We start from the raw sequence: 22,387 nt of genomic DNA, 5'->3' as shown, positions 1-22,387 counted from the left end.
AGCCCGCTCCTTCCGGCGTCTCCGCCGCGGGGGTGTCCCCACGGACCTCCCCACAGCGGATGTGCCCCAGCCCTATCCGGGCGGCAACCGAACCGGCTGCCGCGCCGCCGAAACCTTGAGCGTCACTCCCACTCGATCGTGCCGGGCGGCTTCGAGGTGATGTCGTAGACGACGCGGTTGACGCCGCGCACCTCGTTGACGATGCGGTTCGACACGCGGGCCAGGAAGTCGTGCGGGAACGGGTACCAGTCGGCGGTCATGCCGTCGGTGGAGGTCACCGCGCGCAGGGCCAGCACATGGTCGTAGGTGCGCCCGTCGCCCATCACGCCCACGGTGCGCACCGGCAGCAGCACCGCGAAGGCCTGCCAGATCGCGTCGTAGAGGCCGGCGTTGCGGATCTCCTCCAGATAGACCGTGTCGGCCTTGCGCAGGATGTCCAGCTTCTCCGGGGTGATCTCGCCGGGGACGCGGATGGCGAGGCCGGGGCCGGGGAACGGGTGGCGCCCGATGAAGGCGGCCGGCAGGCCGAGTTCGCGGCCGAGCGCCCGGACCTCGTCCTTGAACAGCTCGCGCAGCGGCTCCACCAGCTTCAGCTTCATGCGCTCCGGCAGGCCGCCGACGTTGTGGTGCGACTTGATGGTGACCGAGGGGCCGCCGGTGAAGGACACGCTCTCGATCACGTCGGGGTACAGCGTGCCCTGGGCCAGGAACTGCGCGCCGCCGACCTTGGCGCTCTCCTCGTCGAACACCTCGATGAACAGGCCGCCGATGATCTTGCGCTTCTGCTCCGGGTCGGTGACGCCGGCCAGCTTGCCCAGGAACAGCTCGGACGCGTTCCGGTGGACCAGCGGGATGTTGTAGTGGTCGCGGAACAGCGTCACCACCTCCTCCGCCTCGCCGGCGCGCATCAGGCCGGTGTCGACGAAGATGCAGGTGAGCTGGTCGCCGATGGCCTCATGGATCAGCACGGCGGCCACCGAGGAATCGACGCCGCCCGACAGGCCGCAGATCACCTTGCCGGTGCCGACCTGGGCGCGGATCTTCTCGATGGCCTGCTGCTTGAAGGCGGCCATGGTCCAGTCGCCCTTCAGCCCGGCGACGCGGTGCACGAAGTTCGACAGGAGCTGCGCGCCGTGCGGGGTGTGCACGACCTCCGGGTGGAACTGCACGCCGTAGAACTGGCGGGCGTCGTCGGCGATGGCGGCGAAGGGCGCGCCGTCGCTGACCGCCACCGCCTGGAAGCCGTCCGGCAGGGCGGTGACGCGGTCGCCGTGGCTCATCCACACCTGCTCGCGCGAGCCGACCGCCCACAGCCCGTCGAACAGGGCGCAGGTCTGCTTCACCTCGATGAAGGCGCGGCCGAACTCGCGGTGGTCGGAGCCCGACACGGTGCCGCCGAGCTGGTGGCACATCGTCTGCTGGCCGTAGCAGATGCCCAGGACCGGAACGCCCAGCGTGAAGACCAGCTCCGGCGCGCGCGGGCCGTTCTCTTCGGTGACGGAGGCCGGGCTGCCCGACAGGATGATCGCCTTCGGCGCGTACTCGCGAATCCGCTCCTCGCTCATGCTGAACGGATGGATTTCGCAATAGACGCCGGCTTCGCGGACGCGGCGGGCGATGAGCTGGGTCACCTGCGACCCGAAATCGAGGATGAGAACGCGCTCGGCGGACATGGACGACAACCTGATGCGGGGGGACAAGCCCCTGACTACCGCATTTCGGGGCCCGTGGACAAGCGTGCAAGCGGCGCGAGGTCGCGCCAGCCATAGGCGATCTCCACCAGTTCCTTCCCGGCGAAGCGGATCGGCCGCTCCGCCACGCGGACACCGCCCAGCCGCTCGTAGAACCAGCGGGCCGGATTCTCGCGCAGGCACCAGACCACGGCGGTGCGCTTGCCGCCCTCCTGAAGCCGCTCCGCCATCGTCGCCATCAGGCGGCGGCCATGCCCCCGCCCCTGCGCCTCGTCCAGCAGGTAGAGGGCGTAGAATTCCCCCTCGTACCCCTCAACGGGAATGCGGCGCCCGCCGTAGGTGGCGAATCCCACCACCGAGTCCGCGCCGCCCACCGCGACCAGGGCGCCCTGCCCCGGCCCGTGCGCCTGGACGGCGTTGTGCCAGCGCATCGCCGCGGCGGCTTCCGACAGGTTGACGAGGTAGGCATCGGGGACGAGCCCCGGATAGGTGGATTGCCACGTGGCGACATGGACCTTGGCGATGCCCACCGCGTCCGACGGCCGCGCGTCGCAAATCACCAGCGCTTCATCCATGGGACATCTCCGGACCCGTTTCCCACCCCATTGGAAACTGGGAGCCGGGCTGGAGGATGTCCAGTCAGCCAAATGGGCCGGAACGGAGCGACGGTGGACGGCCGCCGCACCGCCGGCCTTCGGGTTACTGGGCCGGAAGGGCCGGAACGCCCGCCTGCCACTGGTCCCAGTGGGACACGATGTGGTCGGTCATGCGCGCACCGACCACCGCCACGTTCTCCACCGTCTCGGCGAAGCCGCCGGCGGTCTCGCCCGGCTTCGGATCGAGATGCTCCAGCGTGGTTTCCTTGGGGTTGCCCTGGTCGAAGTTGACCGCGCCACGCAAGCTCATCACCCGGTCGGAGCCCAGCGTCCGCTTGATGACCAGCGTGATCGCCGCGGCCTCCATCTCGGTGATGACGTAATCGTCGGCGCCATAGAGCTTCGCGATGTACTGCGCCTGCTCGGACATGCCGGGGCCGTGGAAGAAGGTGTCGCCGGTCATGTGCGTGCCGGTGCCGACGAAGGGCGCGCGCCGGGCGGCATCCTGCGGGTAGCGCTGGCGGTAGGCACGGGCGCTGTCGGAATCCTTCAGCGGCGTATCACCGGTCAGCTTCATCGCCCAGGACACCAGCGTCGGGTTCATCTGGAACAGGCGGACGAACTCGTAGCCCTTGCGCGGCATGAAGGTCGGCTCGCCCGGCTTGCCCTCCTCCGGTGCCCAGCGGTGGCCCAGATCGTAATCCACCAACCAAGTCGCCCAGTTGACCTCGGCGATGGTGCCGCGCGACGGCGGCGTGCCGGCCACGCCGGAGATGATGAAATAGGCCTGCGACAGGTCGAGCTGCGGGTTCAGCAGGATCGCCTGCATGGACGCGGAGGAGCTGACCTTGCCCATCCCCAGGACCGCGCCGCAGACGCCGTCGGCGTTGCAGTAGACGGGGTTCAGCGCGCCCTTCACGGCGATCGGCTCGGCGGACTGCCAGTAGCGCTCGTACCAGTTCTGGAACTCTCCGGCGCGGTCGCCGGTGTTCTTGCCGATCTCGAACATGGCGCCGACGAACACCTTGACCTTGACCGGCTCAGCCGCCTCGGCGGAAGTGCCCAGCCCCAACAGGAAAAGGGCGGACAGGGCGGCGCTCCGCCAGCGGGACGTGTTCCACATCATTGCGCTCCAACATGCGGGGAAAGGTCGCACCCTAACCGCAAACCTCACGCTATGACCCGCTACAAATCAGCAGGCCCCTCCGTGTGTCCCCGCATGAGTGGCGGCGGCGATCCGGACCCGCATCATGTCGGCGGCAGGGAACGGGGCCGCCACAGCGAAGCCCGCCGGTCGCCTCAGGCCTGGAAGAAGGCGACGTAGCTGTTGGCATCGGCGGTGGTGCCGGTCGAGAACGTCATCGCCCCGACGGTTTTTCCGCTGAAGGTCATGCTGGCGTCGATCGTGCCGTTGCCATCGATGTCGCAGTGGACGGTGGCACCGTTGTAGCCGCTGGCACCGCCAATCTCCTCCCAGGACAGCTTGGAGACACCCTCCTTGTAGCCCCACAGGGTGGACAACTCGCCACGTTCCAGATCGGTGACCGTGGACCAGGTCGTTACACCCCCGCGGCCATCGACGAAGAAGGTGTCCTTGCCGGCCCCGCCGACCAACCAGTTGGACCCCGATCCGCCGTCCAGCACGTCGTCGCCGGCGCCGCCCGTCGCCGCGTCGTCTCCGCCCAGCAGGTTGATGAAGTCGTTGCCGTCGGACCCGCCCAGCACCTCGTTGCGGGCGTCACCCAGGAAGGTCCATTGCAGACCGGGAACCGGCCCGTCATAGGCGGCCGCCCTCACGTCCTCGGTGGCGCCGCCCACGGTGCGCTTCATGGTCACCGAAACGCTGGGGGCCGCCGGGCCGCTGTTCTTCTCATCGCCACCGATATCCTCGGCGACTCCGAGCCCCCAATCGCCGGAGCCGGCCGTGTACGAGTTGGAGATGCTCAGATAATAGGTGCCCGGGGCGTCCGGGCGGAATTGGACGATGGAGTCGGCGCGGTAGGGATCGCGGTAGCCGATGTCGTCCCCGTCCACCGTCAGGAGAAGATACCCGCCGGAGTCGTACAGGTTGATGGATACCTGATAAGTCCCGACCCCCACAAACGTGTATTCGGCGTTCGTCGAGAGGTTCACCGTCACGAAATCCAGCGTTTCGGTCGATGTGAAGGAGCCTCTGGCGCCGCCGTCATTTTCATAGAATGTTGAGCTGCTTTTCGCAAATGACACATGGGCGTCAGGATGCTGCCACGCCTCAAGCCGACGCACCTGGGTCGCGAGGTTGTCACTCCAGTACGGATTTCTTGCCATTGACGCCCATTCCTTTGCGATACATATCACAGTATGCGCTCTGCCGATAAAGCGCAACCAAAGGGGTTATCGCAGCAAAAAGGGCGGCCTTTCCATAGGAATAATGATTTCAAGATTGGCGTGACCGACAACCCAGGTTCCCGGCGCCTTTCCAGCCGCCGAAGCCGGTCGTCCAATGGTGCAAAGAGAATGAGCCGTTAGCGCAAAGGCAGTGTCGCACGATCATGCGGCGATGGTGGGCAGGGCAAGCCGGCTTGCGTTCCGCCCGAGATCGGTGTCGGCGGCTTTCCTTCCGCCGCCAATCGCCTCACCGCTCTGATCGCGCCCAAGTCCTGCGACAGCCTTTTCATGGGTGCCGTCTGGAAGAGAACGGGAAGCCATACAGGCCGGGAAGCCGCCACACGCCCCATCGTTCAAGACAAGAATCACGAGATAAAATTACCTAATGAACTAACAAGTTCCCCTTTGCTTCGGATTTATACTTAGAAACCTAACGATCATTAATATGGTTTTAGGCATTTATTGCTTCATTGAAATCAACGGATTGATCGTCACCGACAGGCAGGGAGAAAACCCATGGTCGGGAGTTCAAACATTTCCTCTCTTTCCTCGTCCGCCGTCGGATACTGGAAACCTGTGCCGTCCGGGAACGGCTCCTTCGGGCTTCAACCCTTGAGCGCGGGAAGCAGCGGAAAGACGGACGCGGTGTCCGTGAGCAAGCTCGGGCAGGCGTTGGGCGGGGCCGCCGCCGACGCGTTCAAGCAGCTCGATGCCAAGGCGCGCGGCATGCTGGAAGGGCTCGTCAGTTCCGGCAAGATCAGCGCCGAAGACGCGGTGACCGGGCTGAAATCGCTGGCGACCAAGGCGACCTTCAACCGCTACGTCGCGGAACGCCCCCGTGACGAGGAGGACAAGCAGCGGCTCGCCGACTCGGAGGCCGCTTGGCAGAAACTGCAGGCCTATGGCAGCCGGATGTCCGGCGCGTTGTCCGAGGTCGGGCGCAAAACCCAGGAGATTCAGGAAGCCCAGCAGCGCGGCGACATCTCGATGGACGAGATGAACGAACGCCTGAAGCCGGTCCAGGACGCGTTCAAAGGCGAGATCGCGGCGACCCGTGGCGCCTATGGAAAGCCGACCGACCAGACGGCCATTCTGAGCGACGCCAGTGGATTCACGAAAAACTTTCAGGGCTTCAAGTCCGCGCTGGCCTCCATGGGGGAGGACGCCGGCTTCACGGATCTGTACGCGCCGGCCGGCGAAGCCGCCGAGCAGAAGCTTCAGGAACTCGGCTTCGACCGGACCGTCTTCGGCAACGCGTTCCAGAAATTCGCGGAAACCGTGGACATTCCCGGCGTCGGGCGCAAATCCGACGCGCCCGCGCCGCCGCCCGGCCTGGACAATCAAGCCGTCACGGACAAACCCTCGGACTCCGGCCTCACGCTCAAACTGGCCGAAGCGCTCAAAGGCAATGCCCTCACCATGTTCAAGGAGGCGCTGACCGAGGATGATCGCCGAAAACTGGATGACGCCGTGCGCATTGGCGGCCTGACCAGCGACGACGTGGCGAAGGGTTTGACGACACGTTTGAAACGCGTCGGCTTCGCTCAGTCCGGGGTCGATGTTGCCGCCGTCGATCTTGATTCGGAAGCCGCTAATCGCGCGCTCGGCGGAGCGCCACTCCTTGAGCGCGGCCAGCGCCGGTCGGACAGGCCGACGCAGCCGGACAACTCCCCGATCCGCGTCGACAAGCCATCGTCTTCATCCTCCCCGGCAACCGGCAGGGACGCTCAGGCCAACGCCTATTTCCTCGCCATTGAGGAGGGAGGCGACGATTCGGCGAAGAGGATCGCCGATCTTGGCATCAGCCTGAATCCGTTCGGCGCCTTCGGCGACACCGTCCGTCGCCTGATCGGCGAGGGGGCTTTCGATTACCGGTAGCCCCCACGGGCGCCTTGCCACACCGTGGCCGACGCCGCGCGGCAGCCTGTCACTCGGGCTTTTCTTCGTCAGCCGCTTCCGCCGGTTCCTCTTCCGCCTTGCGCACCATCACGGCGGCGAAGAAGCCATCGGTGTCGTGGCGGGCCGGGGTCAGGCGCAGGTACGGCCCTTCGGCGGGCGGGGTGCCCGCTTCCTCTTCGGCCCAAACCTCGGCGACCGGCAGCACGGTGAAGTCGGGATGGGTCTCCAGGAAGGCGGCCACCTGCCTCTCGTTCTCTTCCGGCAGCAGGGAGCAGGTGGCGTAGATCAGCCGTCCGCCGGGCTTCACCAGACGGGCCGCGCTGTCCAGGATGTTGGCCTGAAGCGGCACCAACTCCGCCAGACCGGGGCCGAGCTGGCGCCAGCGGCTGTCGGGGTTGCGGCGCCAGGTGCCGGTGCCGCTGCACGGCGCGTCGACCAGAACGCGGTCGAACTTGCGCTTGTGCCGCTTCACCCAGGGGTCGCGCTCGCTGGACAGCGGGTGCGCCTCGATGTTGTGCAGACCGGCGCGGCGGAACCGCTCGGCGGCGCGCTTCAGGCGCCCGGCCAGCACGTCGCAGGCGACGACGCGGCCCTTGTTCTTCATCAGCGCGGCGATGGCCAGCGTCTTGCCGCCGGCCCCGGCGCAGAAATCCACCACCTGCTGCCCCGGCTTCGGCGCCACGGCGATCGCCACGAGCTGAGAGCCCTCGTCCTGGATCTCGACCAGACCATCCTTGAAGGCGTCCACGGTGCCCAGCGGCGGACGGCCCTGGACGCGCAGGCCCAGCGGCGACCACTGCGTCGGCTCCGCGGTGATGTGGGCGCGGGCCAGCGCCTTGATCGCGCTCTCGCGGTTGGCCTTCACCGGGTTGATGCGCAGGTCGAGCGGTGCCGAGTCCAGCAACGTCCGCATCTCCACCGCGAAGCGGTCGCCCATGGCGGCGCGCATCGGCTCCTCCGCCCAGGGAGGGCATTCCACGGCCACGCTCTCCGGCATCTGCGGATGCTCCAGCGTGTGGGTGTCCAGCTCGTTGGCGAGTTTGGCCTCCTCCGGCGCCAGCGGGTCCGGGGCGAACTTGGTGGCGCCGAACAGCGCCTTCACCGTCGCCGCGGCCTTGCCCTCGGCCAGGATCTCGTTGGCGAGCGCGCGGGCGCGTGGGGTTGGCGGATGGCCCTGACGCTCCAGCCACCAGCACAGCCGGGCGTGCCGCCGCAGGATCGCGTAGGCCGTCTGCGCCACCGCGGTGCGGTCTTTCGACCCGATGTAGCGGCGGGCGCGGAAATAGGCGCTCATCACCGCGTCGGCGGGGCGCGGGGTTTCGTCGATCTCGGTCAGCAGGTCGATGACCGCCTGAAGGCGGGCGGCGGGGGTCATGGGATGGTCCTCGGATAGATTCCCTGCTCGATAACCCGAGCAGGGGGCGCTTGTCATCCCCCGCGCACGCGCGGCAGCCTTTCGAGTCGCCGCTCCAGGGCACGCGCCCTGTGACAAGACGGCCCGATCGAAACCATCCGCACGAAGAGCGGTTGACCGCAATCCCATGAATGAGGCAAAAAAGGGGTAGTTGTTCTTGCGCCGGCTCTCTTGCGGGCGGCAAGTCCAGCGCTTCCTCTTCTTCGGCGTCTTCTTGAAATCTGGTGCGGGGTCCGCGATGACGGCTGCGGTCGGCAGTGTCATGGCGCGTGCGTTGGCGCGCGTCTCCACCCTTCTTGCGTTCGGCCTGCTGGCGGGCTGTGCGGGCGACGCGGCGACCGGGTCGGGACCGGGCGGCGGCCTCACCGCAGCGTCCTGGCGGCCGGGCATGGAGAAGGTCTCCGCGGATTTCCGCGGCCTGCCGGGCTGGATCGACGACGACCACGCGCAGGCCCTGCCCGCCCTTCAGCGCACCTGCCGTTGGGTGGCATCGCAGCCTGCCGGCAAGCCGCTCGGCCCCAACCCCGCCGCCGGCACCACGTCGGACTGGCGCCCGATCTGCGAGGCGTTGCGCGGCCTGCCCGACGCCCAGCCCGAGACGGCCCGCCGCTTCTTCGAGGATCACTTCACTCCCGTCGCCCTGTCCGAGGGGCAGGAGGGCCTGTTCACCGGCTACTACGAGGTCGAACTGCGCGGCAGCTGGACCCGGACCGAGCGCTACAACGTCCCCCTCTACAAGGCGCCCAAGCGGACCAAACGCGGCCTGCCCAGCCGCGCCCGCATCACCGACGGCGCGCTGAAGGGCAAGGGGCTTGAGATCCTGTGGGTGGACGACCCCATCGACGCCTTCTTCCTGGAAATCCAGGGGTCGGGCCGCGTGCGGATGACCGACGGGTCGGTGGTGGCTCTGGGCTATGGCGGGCAGAACGGCCACCGCTACGTCCCCATCGGGCGGCACCTGATCGACATCGGCTACGCCACGCCGGAGCAGGTGACCATGCCGCTGATCCGCCGTTGGCTGACCGAGCATCCCGGCGAGGCCAAGCGGGTGATGAACCTGAACCCGTCCTACGTCTTCTTCCAGCTCCGCCCCGACGTCGGCGCGCGCGGCGCCCGCAACATGGAACTGACGGCGGGCCGCAGCCTCGCCGTGGATCCGGGCTACGTCCCGCTCGGCGTGCCGCTGTGGCTGGACGTGCGCGAGGCGCCGGTGCCGCAGGGCGAGATCAAGCGTCTCGTCGTCGCCCAGGACACCGGCGGCGCCATCAAGGGGGCGGTGCGCGGCGATCTGTTCTGGGGCCACGGGGCGGAGGCCGCGGAGGGCGCCGGCGTGATGAAGGCCAAGGGCCGCTACACAATGCTGGCGCCGCGCACCACCTCCTTCACGCTGGCGCAACGCCGCTGAGGTCTGGTCGCCGATGCTGGTACGATTGCCGGAGTTGCCCGACCGGGAGGCCGCCCTCGCCGCGCTGGAGGACATCTTCTTCCTGTCCACGCTGCGCAAGGACTTCGCCTCGGCGGAGGAGCGCGACGCCTTCCTCCGGACCTGGACCGGCTGGTACGTGGAGCGGGCGCCGGACGACGTGTGGTTCGCCTTGGCCGATGACGGCGCCGTCATCGGCTATCTGACCGGCTGCAAGGACAGCGCCGGGGCGCTGGACCTCGCCCGCATCATCCCGAAATACCAAGTCTTCGCCGACCGCTTCACCGCCTTTCCCGCCCATCTCCACGTCAACGTCCGGCCCGGCTTCCGCGATCACGGGGTCGGGCGGGCGCTGGTGGACCGCTTCGCGGAGGACTGCCGCGCCGATGGCCTGCCCGGCCTGCATCTGGTGACCGGGGTGTTCGCGCGGAACGTCAGCTTCTACCAGCGCGCCGGCTTCACCACGGCGACCCAGCGGGGAGCGCTGCTGTTCCTCGGCCGGCGCCTGGATTGAGCACCGTTTAGAAAGCGGGCGGACAACCGTCGGCCTTGAGCACCCGTTGCGTGGACGCCGGGTTGTTGGCCAGCTTCGCCGCCGGACGGACGGGCCGCCGCACCAGTTCGCCGCCGCAGTTCGGACAATGCCCCTTCAGCGCCCCATCCCGGCAGTCACCGCAGAAGGTGCATTCGAAGGAGCAGATGTAGGCATCGCGGAAGTCCGGGGGCAAATCCCGGTTGCAGCATTCGCAGTTGGGCCGCAGCGCAAGCATGATGGGGATCGCCTTTCCGTGGTTCCGCGATGATAGCAGCGGGAAGGCGGTGGGAGAACAGGCGGTGGCGCAGCCCCCGCCTCCGAAGCTCCCTCTCCCCTCTGGGGAGAGGGTTTGGGGTGAGGGGGGTGCACTTTTGCCGGACGTTCCGCTATGCGGAACCCCCTCACCGGCCCTCCGGGCCACCCTCTCCCCAGAGGGGAGAGGGCTATCAAGGCCAACCCAGGCAAAGGCCTTTGATGCCCCTTCCCAACGCGGCGCCCCGCGCCTTAAGGTCCGCAGCAACGTTGACGACCGCCCGCCCTGGAAAGCCCGTCCCGCATGATCCGCCCGCCGCGCCTGATCGAAAGCCCGCAGAATCCGCAGTTCAAGCTGTGGGAGTCGCTGCTGGAGAGCCGCGGCCTGAAGAAACAGGGCAAGTTCCTGCTCGCGGGGCTGAAGACGGTGCCGGAGGCGCTGGCCCGCTGGCCGGAGCGCTTCTCCACCCTGCTCGTCACCGACCCGGCGCAGGCCGAGGGCTGGCGCCTGCCCGCGGGGCTGGAGATCGTTCAACTCGCTCCCGCCCTGTTCCGCACACTGGATGCTCCCGGCACCGGCTTTCCCCTGCTCGTCGGCACGGTGCCGGACACGCCGTTGATCGACCTGTCGCAACCGCCGCAGGGGCTGGAGTTGATCTGCGCGCTCGGCGATCCCAACAACCTCGGCGCCCTGCTGCGCAGCGCCGCCGCCTTCGGCGCCCGGCGGGTGATCCTGCTCGACGGGGCGGCGCACCCCTACCATCCCAAATGCCTGCGCGCCGCATCGAACGCCCAGTTCGAGCTGACCCTGCTGCGCGGCGGCCGGTGGGAGGATGTGAACCGGGCCGCCGGGCCGCTGGTCGCCCTGGATGCCGGTGGCGCCGACATGGCGGCCTACCGCTGGCCGCGCGACGTCCGTCTGGTGCTGGGCGAGGAGGGCCAGGGCATTCCCGCCGCCCTGCCCGTACAGCGCCTGTCCATCCCGACCACGGGCGCCGTGGAATCCCTCAACGCCACCGTTGCGGCCAGCGTGGCGCTGTTCAGCCACTTCGCCGCCAACCGCTGACAGAGAAACGCTGAAACCCGGACATGAAAAAGGCGAGGGGAACGCCCCTCGCCTTCTCGACCCTCACCCCAAAGGAGCGCCCGGTCAGCCCTGACGGTAGTTCGGCGACTCGTTGGTGATGGTGATGTCGTGGACGTGGCTCTCGCGCAGGCCGGCGTTGGTGATGCGGACGAACTCGCACTTCGTCTGCATCTCGGCGATGGACTGGCTGCCGGTGTAGCCCATGGCCGCGCGCAGGCCGCCGACGAGCTGGTGGATCACCGCCGACACCGGCCCCTTGTAGGGCACGCGGCCTTCGACGCCTTCCGGCACCAGCTTCATGGTCGAGACTTCCTGCTGGAAGTAGCGGTCGGCCGAGCCGCGGGCCATGGCGCCCACCGACCCCATGCCGCGGTAGCTCTTGTAGGAGCGGCCCTGGTAGAGGATGACCTCGCCGGGGCTCTCGTCGGTGCCGGCGAACAGGCTGCCGAGCATCGCCACGCTGGCGCCCGCCGCGATGGCCTTGGCGAGGTCGCCCGAGAACTTGATGCCGCCGTCGGCGATCACCGGGATGCCCATCTTTTCGCAGGCCTCGACCACGTCCATGATGGCGGTGAGCTGCGGCACGCCGACGCCCGCCACGATGCGGGTGGTGCAGATGGAGCCGGGGCCGATGCCGACCTTCACGGCGTCCGCGCCGGCATCGACCAGCGCCTTCGCCGCCTCGGCGGTCGCCACGTTGCCGGCGATCACCTGGGTGTAGTTGGACATGTTGCGCGCGGCGCGTACTTGGTCCAGCACCTTCAGCGAATGGCCGTGGGCGGTGTCGACCACAAGAACGTCGACGCCGGCGTCGAACAGCGCCTCGGCACGGCGCAGCCCGTCCGAGCCGGTGCCGGTGGCGGCGGCAACGCGCAAACGGCCCTGGGCGTCCTTGCAGGCGTTGGGGTAGGCCTGGGCCTTCTCCATGTCCTTGACCGTGATGAGGCCGATGCAGCGGTGAGCCTCGTCCACAACCAGCAGCTTCTCGATGCGGTGCTGATGGATCAGGCGTTTGGCCTCGTCCTGGCTGACGCCCTCGCGCACCGACACCACGTCCTTGGTCATCAGCTCGCTGACCGGCTGGTTCGGGTTGGTGGCGAAGCGGACGTCGCGGTTGGTCAGGATGCCGACCAGCTTGCCGCTGCCGCGGGAATCGCGGCTCTCCACCACCGGGATGCCGGAGATGCGGTAGTCGGCCATGAGTTGGAGCGCGTCGGCCAGCGTCTGGCCCGGCGTGATGGTGATCGGGTTGACCACCATGCCGGACTCGTACCGCTTGACCTTGCGGACCTCCTCGGCCTGCTGCTCGATGGTCAGGTTGCGGTGGACCACGCCGATGCCGCCGGCCTGGGCCATGGCGATGGCGAGGCTGCTTTCGGTCACGGTGTCCATCGCGGAGGACATCAGCGGGATGCCCAGTTCGATGGTCTTGGTCAGGCGCGTCCGGGTGTCCACCTCGTTCGGCAGGACCGAACTTTCGGCCGGAACCAAGAGGACGTCGTCGAAGGTCAGAGCTTCGCGGATCGTGGACGAGCGGGCCATCGGCGGTCTCCCGGGAGATAAAAAGGGGCCGGAAAAAAATTTGGCGCACTATACACAAGACCGTGGGCTTGTGAAGGCGCCTGAACCACAAACTGTCGTGTGCCGGGCCTCATCCGCGCAAGCCAGCCATGACCTGCGCGAACGGACCGCAGCCGGAGGTGGACCTAGTCGTTCATGTTGGCCCCACGGAAACCGGTGGCGACCACATAGGTTTCGGAGGATTCGGCGCGGCTGGCCGGCGGCTTGGCGTGGCGCACCGTGGTGAAATCACGCTTCAGCCGCTCCAGCAGGGACTTCTCCGCCCCGCCCTGGAACAGCTTGGCGACGAACGCCCCGCCGGGGGCCAGAACCTCCTCCGCGAAGTCGTAGGCGGCCTCGGCCAGCGCCATGATGCGCAGATGGTCGGTGGACTGGTGCCCGATGGTCGGGGCGGCCATGTCGCTCAGCACCACGTCGGCGGGGCCGCCCAGCGCCTCCTTCAGACGCTCGGCGGCGCCTTCCTCCAAGAAGTCGGCCTGCATGGTGGTGGCGCCGGGCACCGGGTCCATGGGCAGGATGTCCAGCCCGACGACCTTCCAGCCTTCGCGCCCGGTCTGCACCTTGTCCACCGCCACCTGGGTCCAGCCGCCGGGGGCGGCGCCGAGATCGACCACGCGCTTGCCCGGCCCCAGGAGATGGAACTTCTCGTCCAGCTGAAGCAGCTTGAAGGCGGCGCGGGAGCGGAAGCCGCGCTTCGTCGCCTCGTGCACGTAGGGGTCGTTCAGATGCCGCTCCAGCCAGCGGGCCGAGGAGGTGGTGCGCTTGGCCGCAGACTTCACGCGGACGGTGGCACGGCGCCCACCCGGCGTCGAGGAGGACGGAGGCTTTCCAACCATGGTCTCACATTTCCTTAATAGATTTGCCGCGTCGACCCGATCAGCTCCACGAGGATGCCCTCGCGCAAGCCGCGGTCGGCGATGCGCAGGCGCTCCACCGGCCAACAGTCGCACAGCGCGTCCAGCACCGCGCATCCGGCGATCACCAGATCCGCGCGGTCCTGTCCGATGCAGGGATGCCGCGCCCGCCCGTCGAAGTCCAGCGCCACGAGACGTTCGATGACCGCGCGGGCGTGGTCGATGCGCAGAAAGCTGCCGTCCACCGCCCGCCGGTCGTAGCGGCAGAGGCCGAGATGCACCCCGGCCAGCGTCGTCACCGTGCCGGAGGTGCCGAGCATCTGCACCTGCCCGGCCAGGACCCGCTCGCGGATGCCGTTGCGCTCCTCGAAGGAGGCGATGGCCGACGCCACCTCCTCCACCATGCGCCGATACATGCCGCGGTCGGCGTCCGCACCGCCGAACTGCTCGGTCAGCCCGATCACGCCGCACTGGATGGAGGTCTGGTCGAGGATGCGCGGGGGCCGCCCCCGCTCCACCGCCAGCCACATCAGCTCGGTCGAACCCCCGCCGATGTCGAACACCACCGCATAGGGCACGTTCGGGTCGAGCAGGGACGCGCAACCGGCGAGCGCAAGGCGCCCTTCCTCCTGGCTGGAGATGATCTCGATGGCGATGCCGGTTTCCCGCTCCACCGCGTCGATGAACTCGCTGCAGTTCCGGGCACGGCGGCAGGCCTCGGTCGCCACGGCGCGCGCCGCGGTGACTCCGCGCCGCTCGATCTTGGACCCGCAGATCTTCAGGGCCGTGAGGGTGCGTTCCATCGCCGAGTCGGACAGCCGGTCGTTCCGCGTCAGCCCTTCGCCCAGCCGGACGATCCGCGAGAAGGCGTCGATGACACGGAAACCACCGGGAATTGGCCGGGCGATCAGGAGTCGGCAATTGTTGGTGCCGAGGTCGAGGGCCGCAAAGACCGGGCGCGCAGGCGCCGACGAACGCAACCGTCCGGTGTCGTTCTGCCGCTCGCTGTGCACCTGAAGGTCCACGTCTCCTCCCCGCCATGCTCAAGGGAGTCATCTTAACCCGGTTTCACGTCCCAGTGAAAGCCCACGATTGGTCTTGAATTGTGTCCACAGGCCCACACCCCGGCACCGGAGCCGAAAAAAGGGCTATACAAGCCCTGTCCGCTTTGCTAAAAGGGCGGCCCACGACGGGGCGTGCCGCAGCGCCGCCCCGGCGACGGTCTGGGGGATCGTCTAGCGGTAGGACAGCGGACTCTGACTCCGCCAGCCTAGGTTCGAATCCTAGTCCCCCAACCAACCTCCCCAAACGATCTCAAATTTTAAAAGCCTGCAGGCAGATCGCACATCGCGACGCCACGCGTGTGCAAAAGTGACGCGAAACGCTGTCGCGCATCGTGCATCCCGGCCGGCTTGATAAAAGCTGATCAAAAGGTCGACGGCGGACCGCTCCCCTTGGATCAACCGGCCCTGGATCAACCGGCAAGCGCAGGGGCTCCCTGCCCCGTTCTGCCGCTCGCGTTATCCGCAGGGTGCCCATGGCGCGCTCCCGGAGGAGCACTCGCCATGGGCACCGCGCCGGTGGAACGGCCAACACCCCGATCGTGGGTCACATCAGCCGGAGTGGAACAGCCCGATCAGGCCTTCATGCGGGCCAGAACGCGATCGACCATCACCCCCGACTGCCCCAGGTAGTTGGCCGGGTCGCACAGCTTGGCCAGTTCGGCGCGGCTGAGGCAGGCGCTGATCTCCGGCGTCTCGGCCAGCAGGTCGAGCAGCGGCCGGTTCTGCCGCACCGCAGCGCGGCAGAGATCATAGACGAGGTCGTGGGCGTACTCGCGGCCGATGTGGCGGCCAAGCCCCATCATCACCGCCTCGGAGGCCACCAGCCCGTTGGTCATGTCGAGGTTGGCGCGCATCCGCTCGGCGTCCACCTCCAGCCCGCTGACCACGGAACGCGCCTGCTTTAGGGCGCCGGCGAGCAGGCAGAAGGCCTCCGGCAGGACGATCCACTCGATCTCCCACGGGCCGGTCGACCGCTCGTGGTCGGCCACCATGGCGTCGAGCAGGGCCGCCGTGTGCTGGCGCAGCACGGAGATCGCCGCGTGGATGTAGCAGCTGGAGATCGGGTTGCGCTTCTGCGGCATGGTGCTGCTCGACCCGCGGCCGTGCGCGTAGGGCTCGTAAACCTCGCCGACCTCCGTCTGCATCATCAGCTTCACGTCCATCGACAGCTTGCCGAGGGTGCCGCCGACCAGACCCAGGAAACAGCCCACCTCGGCAATGGTGTCGCGGATCGTGTGCCAGGCGATCACCGGCTGGGCGAGGCCCAGCTCCTCCATCAGCCCCGCCTGGGTCTCCATGGCGCCGTGCTCCAGAGAGGCCAGCGTGCCGGACGCTCCGGCGAACTCGCCCATCAGCACGCGCGGACGGAGCTGCGCCAGCCGCTCGCGATGGCGCTCCACCGCCGACAGCAGCCCGGCCATCTTGTAGCCGAAGGTCACCGGCACCGCCTGCTGCAGGTTGCTGCGGCCGATCATCGGCGTGTCCCGGTGGCGCTTGGCGAGGGTCGCCAGGGCCGCCGACAGGCCCGCGAGATCCTCGTCCACGATGGCCAGCGCCTCGCGCATCTGCAGGACCGTGGCGGTGTCGGTGATGTCCTGCGTGGTGGCGCCCCAGTGGCAGTACTCGCCGAGCCGGTCGCGGCACAGCGCGTTGAGCTGCGAGACGACGCCCAGCACCGGATAGCCGATGCGCTCCGTCTGCGCCTTCAGCGTCGCCATGTCGATCTTGTCGAGCGAGCAGTTGGCGACGATCTCGTCGGCGGCCTCCTGCGGGATGATGCCCAGGCGGCCCTGGACGCGGGCGAGTGCGGCCTCGATGTCCAGGTATTTGCGGGTTCGGTTCTCGTCCGACCAGACGGCGCGCATGGCCGGAGTGCTGAAGATGTCGCCGAAGATGGCGGAGTCGATGATCGTGGACGGCATGGTGCTGGTCCTCCCTGAAATGGCGTTCTGTTCGCGGCGCGGCTCAGACCGCCTTCGCGTCGCGCAGCCGGGCGATGTCGCCGGGCGCGTAGCCGAGCTCGGTAAGGATGCTGTCGGTGTGCTGGCCGAGCGCCGGCACCGGGTCCATGCGCGCATCCCCGTTGCTTGCCATGCCCGGCGGCAGCAGGGCCGGCACCGGCCCGTTCTGGGTCTCCACCGTGCGCCAGCGGTCGCGGGCCGCCAGTTGCGGGTGGTTCCAGACGTCCTGCATGGCGTTGGCCTGGGCGTTGGCGATGGCGGCCTGCTCCAGCCGGGCGACCACCTGCTCGGCGGTCAGGCCGGCGAAGGCCGCCACGATGATCCCGCGCAACTCGTCGCGCGCCGCGTTGCGGCGGGAGTTGCTGGAGAAGCGCTCCTCCCGCGCCAGTTCGGGGCGTTGCAGCACCGTCTCGCAGAAGGCCACCCATTCGCGCTCGTTCTGCAGGCCGAGCAGCACCGTCTTGCCGTCGCCGGCCGGAAACGGGCCGTAGGGGTAGATGGTCGCGTGGCTGGCGCCGGTGCGGGCCGGCGGCGGCGCGCCGTCGAAGGCGTAGTAGAGCGGGTAGCTCATCCACTCCACCAGCGATTCCAGCATGGAGACGTCGATGCGGCAGCCCTGCCCCGTCTGCTGGCGCTGGAGAAGGGCGGCCAGGATGTTGCTGTAGGCGTACATGCCGGCGGAGATGTCGGCGATGGACGGGCCGGCCTTGGCCGGCGTCTCCGGCGTGCCGGTCACCGACAGGAAGCCGGACTCGCCCTGGATCAGCAGGTCGTAGGCCTTCTTGTCCCGGTAGGGACCGTCGTCGCCGTAGCCGGAGATGTCGCAGACGATGATTCCCGGCTTTTCAGCGGACAGCGCCTCGTAGGACAGGCCGAGGCGGGCCGCCGCGCCGGGGGCGAGGTTCTGCACCACCACGTCGGCCTGCTCGCGGATCAGGCGCTTGAGGATGGCCTGCGCCTCCGGGTGCTTGACGTCGAGCGTCAGGCTTTCCTTGGAGCGGTTGGTCCACACGAAGTGCGAGGCGACGCCGCGCACCCGCTCGTCGTAGCCGCGGGCGAAGTCGCCGACGCCGGGACGCTCCACCTTGATGACGCGGGCGCCGAGGTCGGCGAGCTGGCGCGTCGCGAAGGGGGCGGCGATGGCGTGTTCCAGGGTGACGACGGTGATGCCGGACAACGGTTTCATAGGGGGTGTCCTCACGTCAGGACCGCGGTGGCGTCCATGGTCAGCCAGCCCTCATGGTCCTTGGCCCACAGGTGGACCGTCTTGCCGTCGGCGAGCGGCGTGCCGCACACCGAGAAGGGGTTGATGTCGAAGGTCGGCCGCACCGCCTTGAAACGGAAAGAAGCGACTTCGGCCTCCGGCTGCCGGTGGCGCAGCAGGTCGAGCAGCAGCGTGGCGATCAGCGGGCCGTGCACGATCAGCCCCGGATAGCCCTCCACCCCCGTCACGTAGCGCCGGTCGTAGTGGATGCGGTGGCCGTTGAAGGTCAGCGCCGAGTAGCGGAACAGCAGCACGTCGTCGGGAACCCAGCGCGTCTCCCAGGCCGCGTCCGCCGGGGCCGGACGGGGTTCCGGCGGCCTGTCGTCCACCATCGCGGCCTCGCGGTAGACGATGTCGTGGAACTCGGTCAGCGCCACCTCGGTCTCGCCGGCGCGGCGGATCTCGTGGCGGACCTTGACGAAGACCAGCGGGCCGGTGCGCCCGGACTTCTCGGTCACATCATGGATGGTCGAGGTCCGGGTCAGGGCGTCGCCGACGCGCAGGGGGCTGTGGAACTCGAACTGGCTGCCGGCCCACATCCGGCGGGGCAGCGGCACCGGGGGCAGGAAACCGCCGCGCCGGGCATGCCCGTCCGCCCCGATCTCCGACTGGCGGTGCAGCGGCAGGAAGTACAGCCAGTGCCACAGCGGCGGGAGCGGGGTGCCGGCGGCGGGCCGCTCGGCGGGCCGGTCCAGCGTGGCGGACAGAGCGGCGTAGGGGGTCGGGGTGACGGTGTCGGACACGGTCTCGGTCCGGCCGATCCAGTCCTTCGCGCTTGTGATGGAATCGGCCATGGTGGGGGCGGTCATGGTGGCGTCCTCGATGCGTGGGGGCGGCCTGCGCCGGATCAGTGCGACGGCTGGGCGGGGGCGGTCAGCGGCAGGACGGCGATGTCGCCCTTCTCATCCAGGCGCCGCTCGGTGGTGCCGTAGCACTGGTTCAGCTCCCGCTGCAGGACATCGCGGTCGCAGGCGTTCTCCCAGATCGAAACGACGATGCTGGCGACGCAGTTGCTGATGATGCTGGTCAGGGCGCGGGCCTCGGACATGAAGCGGTCGATGCCGACGAGCAGAGCGACGCCCGCCACCGGAAGGTCCGGCATCACCGTCAGCGTGGCGACCAGGGCGACGAAGCCGCTGCCGGTGACACCGGCCGCCCCCTTCGAGGTCAGCAGCATGACGCCGAGCATGGCGAAGATCTGGCCGCCCGACAGGTGGATGTCGCAGGCCTGGGCGATGAACAGGGAGGCCAGGGTCAGGTAGATCGCCGTCCCGTCGAGATTGAACGAGTAGCCCATGGGCAGCACGAGACCGGAGACGCCCTTCTTGCAGCCCAGCGCTTCCAGCTTCTGCAGCACGCGCGGCAGGACCGGCTCGGAGGACGAGGTGCCAAGCACGATCAGCAGCTCCTCGCGGAAGTAGCGCAGCACCTTCCACAGGCTGAAGCCGTGCAGCCGCGCCAGCGTGCCAATGACGACCACCAGGAAGAAGCCGCAGGCGACGTAGAAGGTGAGGATCAGCAGGCCGAGCGAACCGATGCTGTCGATGCCGTACTTGCCGACGGTGAAGGCCATCGCGCCGAAGGCGCCGATCGGAGCGAGCTTCATGATGAAGCCGAAGGCGGCGAACAGCACGTGGGAGAAGGATTCGATGCCCTGGACCACCGGTTCGCCGGCCTTGCCGACCCGCGTCAGCCCGAAGCCGACCAGGACGGAGATGAGCAGCACCGGCAGCACCTCGCCCTCGGCGAAGGCGCCGAAGAAGGAATGCGGGATGATGTGCAGTACGAAATCGGTGAAGCCGACCGGAGCCGCCTGCTTGGCGTAGCGCGCCGCCACCGTGGGGTCGAGCGACGCCGCCGACACGTGCATGCCGACGCCGGGCTCGATGATCATGACCGCGGCCAGCCCGATGAGCAGCGCCGCCACCGTCAGCGCGTAGAACAGCGCCATCGACTTGACCAGCGTCTTGCCGATCTCGCGGGTGTCGTTGAGGCTGGTGATGCCGCTGACGATGGTGCAGAAGACGACCGGCGCGATCATCATCTTGACCAGCTTGACGAACCCGTCGCCGAGCGGCTTCAGCGAGGCCCCGAAGTCCGGCCAGAAATGGCCGGCCAGGATGCCCAGGGTCAGGCCGACGACGACCTGGAAATAGAGAGCCTTGTAAAAGGCCTTGGGCTTGGTCGGCGCCGGGGTTTGCTCTCCCGTTTGTAGGCGCATGGCGTTTCCTCCTTCGTGTGCTGTTGGGTCAGGCGGCCATGGCGGCCCGCGGCGGGTCCGATGGCCGTGCGAACACGGTTCCCTCGAACAGGCGTCGTGATGTGCGCAGGATGCTGGCGGTGGGGGCTGATTGACCGGCACCCGGATCGAGGCGGACGGTCAGCCGGCCGGCTGGATGCTCGAAGGTGACGTCGCCGGGCAGCGCCATCCGTCCGGCCAGCGCGGAGGCGACGGTTCCCGGAATCGTGCAGGCGGTCGCGGTGGCGACGGCCCCGGTGATGGCCATCGCCCGGTGGCAGTCGTGCGGCATGAAATAGCGCACGGCGAGCGTGCCGCCGCGGGTCGGCGGCGCCAGCAGGACGGGCTTGGGGATCACCATGCCGGCGGCGTTGGGGAAGCCCATGCGGCGGCCGGCCTCGACGCGCAGCGCCTCCAGCCGGGCCATGAAGACCCGGTCGAGCCGGTAGCTGTCCATCGGCTCATGCCCCGTCTTGCCCAGGTCCGCGGCGCGGACCAGCATCACCGGGATGGCGGCGTCGATGCAGGACACCTCGATCCCGCCGATGCGGTCGATCGGCGCCCCGGTGGGCAGCAGCCCGCCGGTGTTGGCGCCCGCCGCGTCGAGAAAGGCGAGGTGGATGGGCGCCGCGGTGCCGGGCACGCCGTCGATGACGGCCTCGCCCTCGTAGGTCACCCGGCCGTCGGGGGTCTGGACGCGCGCCTCGATCAGCTTGCCGGTGTTGACGTTGTGGATGCGCACCACCGTCACGCCGTCCGTCGCCGGGACCAGCCCGGCCTCGATGGCGAAGGGGGCGACCGCGGCCAGCATGTTTCCGCAGTTGGGCGAGGTGTCGACCACCCCTTCCTGCACCCGCACCTGGGCGAACAGATAATCCACGTCGGCGCCGGCCAGGGTGGCGGGACCGACGATGGCGACCTTGCTGGTCAGGGGATTGCCGCCGCCGATGCCGTCGATCCCCAGGTCGTTCCCCGCCCCCATGACGGAGAGCAGAAGGGCGTCGCGCTCCGCCGGGGATGCTGGAAGGTCGGATGCCAGGAAGAAGGGCCCGCGGGAGGTTCCGCCGCGCATCATCACGCAGGGAATGCCGATTTGGCGGCTGGTCAGGTGGTTCATGGCGCTTGCTGTCTCTTGGTCTCGCCGTCGCGGCGAAGAAAGCCGATGGACAGATATTCCGCCCCGGAACCGTATTTGTTAAATGCAATGATTCAGGGTATTATTGCGACACGCGCATCAATTGGCGCCGCCACGGGGAGCTGGCCATGAACTTTGAACTGGTCGATCTGAAAGCCTTCGTGGCGGTGGCCGAACTGGGCAGCTTCAACCGCGCCGCCGAACTCCTGAACCTTTCGCAGCCGGCGCTCAGCCGCCGCATCCAGAAGCTGGAGGACACGCTGGGCGTCGCTTTGTTCGAGCGCTCGACCCGCCACGTCGCCCTGACCATGGTCGGACGCGACTTCATCCCCAAGGTCCGGCGCTTCCTGGACGAGTTCGAGTCATCGCTGCTGGGGATCAGCGACCTGGGGGCGCGGAGCGGCGGGCAGATCACCATCGCCTCCGTTCCGACGGCGGTGTTCTACTTCCTGCCGAACGCGATCAGCCGCTTCAGCATCGCGTTCCCGCGCATCCGCATCCGCATCCTGGACCTCGGCGCCAACGAGGGGCTGGAGGCGGTGGCCCGCGGCGAGGCCGATTTCGGCATCAACTTCATCGGCACGTCGCATCCGGACATCGAGTTCACGCCGCTGGCCGAGGACCCCTTCGTCGTCGCCTGCCGGCACGATCACCCGCTGGCCTCCCGCCAGGAAGTCGGCTGGGACGAGTTGGCGGCCCATCGGGTCATCACCGTGGGTCGGACCAGCGGCAACCGGGCGCTGATCGACAACGCCCTGGCGCAGCACGGCCTGAAGCTCAACTGGTCCTACGAGATCACGCACCTCGCCAGTTCGCTCGGGCTGGTGGAGGCCGGGCTCGGCGTCGCGGTGCTTCCCAAGCTCGCCACCCCGGCCTCCGGCCATCCCATCATCCGCACCATCCCGCTGAGCCACCCGAAGATTTTCCGGACGATCGGCGTCGTGCGCCGGCACGGCGCCATCCTCTCGCCGATGGCGGCCCGCTTTCTGGAGGTGCTGCTCGGCTCATGGAAAGGTTGATGCGCT

General features: G+C 68.4%; 19 protein-coding genes and 1 tRNA gene. 6 read left to right on the top strand and 14 right to left on the bottom strand.

The window, feature by feature from the left end:
- Positions 1-122 precede the first annotated feature (122 nt).
- The 4 genes from guaA to ACWPN5_RS18800 all read right to left on the bottom strand — a co-directional run bounded on the left by guaA (position 123) and on the right by ACWPN5_RS18800 (position 4,420).
- On the bottom strand, positions 123-1,673 hold the full coding sequence (gene guaA / locus ACWPN5_RS18815; protein ID WP_145690367.1) for a glutamine-hydrolyzing GMP synthase: 1,551 nt from the start codon (positions 1,671-1,673) through the stop codon (positions 123-125).
- Positions 1,674-1,708: 35 nt separating this feature from the next.
- Positions 1,709-2,266, bottom strand: coding sequence for a GNAT family N-acetyltransferase (locus ACWPN5_RS18810; RefSeq protein WP_492296817.1), 558 nt, complete (start codon positions 2,264-2,266; stop codon positions 1,709-1,711).
- A gap of 124 nt (positions 2,267-2,390) precedes the next feature.
- Entirely contained in the window at positions 2,391-3,413 is a 1,023-nt protein-coding gene (locus ACWPN5_RS18805; RefSeq protein WP_492296815.1) for a purine-nucleoside phosphorylase, read from the bottom strand.
- 173 nt (positions 3,414-3,586) lie between these two features.
- Positions 3,587-4,420 (bottom strand): calcium-binding protein, encoded by an 834-nt coding sequence (locus ACWPN5_RS18800; RefSeq protein ID WP_492296814.1) that lies wholly within the window; start codon positions 4,418-4,420, stop codon positions 3,587-3,589.
- Positions 4,421-5,305: 885 nt separating this feature from the next.
- Between ACWPN5_RS18800 and ACWPN5_RS18795 the strand changes: the two genes are divergently transcribed.
- Positions 5,306-6,532 carry a hypothetical protein gene (locus tag ACWPN5_RS18795; protein ID WP_492296813.1) on the top strand — a complete coding sequence of 409 codons (1,227 nt, stop codon included), beginning with the start codon at positions 5,306-5,308 and terminating at the stop codon, positions 6,530-6,532.
- 49 nt (positions 6,533-6,581) lie between these two features.
- Here ACWPN5_RS18795 and ACWPN5_RS18790 read toward each other — a convergent pair whose 3' ends face one another.
- Positions 6,582-7,928, bottom strand: a complete 1,347-nt coding sequence (locus tag ACWPN5_RS18790) for an RsmB/NOP family class I SAM-dependent RNA methyltransferase (protein ID WP_492296812.1) — start codon at positions 7,926-7,928, stop codon at positions 6,582-6,584.
- Between the two features lie 301 nt (positions 7,929-8,229).
- Between ACWPN5_RS18790 and mltA the strand changes: the two genes are divergently transcribed.
- Positions 8,230-9,372: a murein transglycosylase A gene (mltA, locus tag ACWPN5_RS18785; protein WP_247888562.1), complete on the top strand. Its 1,143-nt coding sequence runs from the start codon at positions 8,230-8,232 to the stop codon at positions 9,370-9,372.
- A 13-nt stretch (positions 9,373-9,385) separates the two neighbouring features.
- Positions 9,386-9,904, top strand: coding sequence for a GNAT family N-acetyltransferase (locus ACWPN5_RS18780; protein ID WP_492296809.1), 519 nt, complete (start codon positions 9,386-9,388; stop codon positions 9,902-9,904).
- A gap of 7 nt (positions 9,905-9,911) precedes the next feature.
- Here the strand turns inward: ACWPN5_RS18780 and ACWPN5_RS18775 are convergent, their stop codons facing one another.
- Positions 9,912-10,160 carry a DUF1272 domain-containing protein gene (locus ACWPN5_RS18775; protein ID WP_492296808.1) on the bottom strand — a complete coding sequence of 83 codons (249 nt, stop codon included), beginning with the start codon at positions 10,158-10,160 and terminating at the stop codon, positions 9,912-9,914.
- A 321-nt stretch (positions 10,161-10,481) separates the two neighbouring features.
- On the opposite strand from ACWPN5_RS18775, the gene ACWPN5_RS18770 reads away from it, so the two are divergent.
- Complete coding sequence (locus ACWPN5_RS18770; RefSeq protein WP_200476322.1) at positions 10,482-11,243, top strand: TrmH family RNA methyltransferase; 762 nt, start codon at positions 10,482-10,484, stop codon at positions 11,241-11,243.
- Positions 11,244-11,327: 84 nt separating this feature from the next.
- Here ACWPN5_RS18770 and guaB read toward each other — a convergent pair whose 3' ends face one another.
- The 3 genes from guaB to ACWPN5_RS18755 form a co-directional block, all read right to left on the bottom strand.
- Complete coding sequence (guaB, locus tag ACWPN5_RS18765) at positions 11,328-12,806, bottom strand: IMP dehydrogenase (RefSeq protein WP_114857453.1); 1,479 nt, start codon at positions 12,804-12,806, stop codon at positions 11,328-11,330.
- Positions 12,807-12,970: 164 nt separating this feature from the next.
- A complete protein-coding gene (locus ACWPN5_RS18760; RefSeq protein ID WP_035676587.1) occupies positions 12,971-13,681 on the bottom strand; it encodes an RlmE family RNA methyltransferase in 711 nt (236 codons plus the stop codon).
- Between the two features lie 14 nt (positions 13,682-13,695).
- Complete coding sequence (locus tag ACWPN5_RS18755; RefSeq protein WP_145690385.1) at positions 13,696-14,724, bottom strand: Ppx/GppA phosphatase family protein; 1,029 nt, start codon at positions 14,722-14,724, stop codon at positions 13,696-13,698.
- A gap of 199 nt (positions 14,725-14,923) precedes the next feature.
- On the opposite strand from ACWPN5_RS18755, the gene ACWPN5_RS18750 reads away from it, so the two are divergent.
- Positions 14,924-14,997: transfer RNA gene (locus ACWPN5_RS18750), tRNA-Gln, on the top strand.
- A 338-nt stretch (positions 14,998-15,335) separates the two neighbouring features.
- On the opposite strand, the gene pcaB is transcribed toward ACWPN5_RS18750, so the two are convergent.
- The 5 genes from pcaB to ACWPN5_RS18725 are packed head-to-tail and all read right to left on the bottom strand — an operon-like array spanning position 15,336 to position 21,344.
- Positions 15,336-16,685, bottom strand: coding sequence for a 3-carboxy-cis,cis-muconate cycloisomerase (gene pcaB, locus ACWPN5_RS18745; protein WP_492296804.1), 1,350 nt, complete (start codon positions 16,683-16,685; stop codon positions 15,336-15,338).
- Between the two features lie 43 nt (positions 16,686-16,728).
- Complete coding sequence (locus ACWPN5_RS18740) at positions 16,729-17,910, bottom strand: CaiB/BaiF CoA transferase family protein (RefSeq protein ID WP_492296802.1); 1,182 nt, start codon at positions 17,908-17,910, stop codon at positions 16,729-16,731.
- An 11-nt stretch (positions 17,911-17,921) separates the two neighbouring features.
- Positions 17,922-18,797, bottom strand: coding sequence for an HTD2 family dehydratase (locus tag ACWPN5_RS18735; protein ID WP_492296800.1), 876 nt, complete (start codon positions 18,795-18,797; stop codon positions 17,922-17,924).
- 38 nt (positions 18,798-18,835) lie between these two features.
- Positions 18,836-20,209, bottom strand: coding sequence for a C4-dicarboxylate transporter DctA (gene dctA, locus ACWPN5_RS18730; RefSeq protein ID WP_145690570.1), 1,374 nt, complete (start codon positions 20,207-20,209; stop codon positions 18,836-18,838).
- A gap of 28 nt (positions 20,210-20,237) precedes the next feature.
- Positions 20,238-21,344, bottom strand: coding sequence for a 4-oxalomesaconate tautomerase (locus tag ACWPN5_RS18725; RefSeq protein WP_200476326.1), 1,107 nt, complete (start codon positions 21,342-21,344; stop codon positions 20,238-20,240).
- Between the two features lie 146 nt (positions 21,345-21,490).
- Between ACWPN5_RS18725 and ACWPN5_RS18720 the strand changes: the two genes are divergently transcribed.
- Positions 21,491-22,381, top strand: a complete 891-nt coding sequence (locus ACWPN5_RS18720) for a LysR family transcriptional regulator (RefSeq protein WP_145690574.1) — start codon at positions 21,491-21,493, stop codon at positions 22,379-22,381.
- The last annotated feature ends 6 nt before the right edge of the window (positions 22,382-22,387 follow it).

It is taken from the genome of Azospirillum sp. UENF 211521, assembly GCF_058780535.1.
This window is presented reverse-complemented; position numbering and strand designations above follow the sequence as displayed.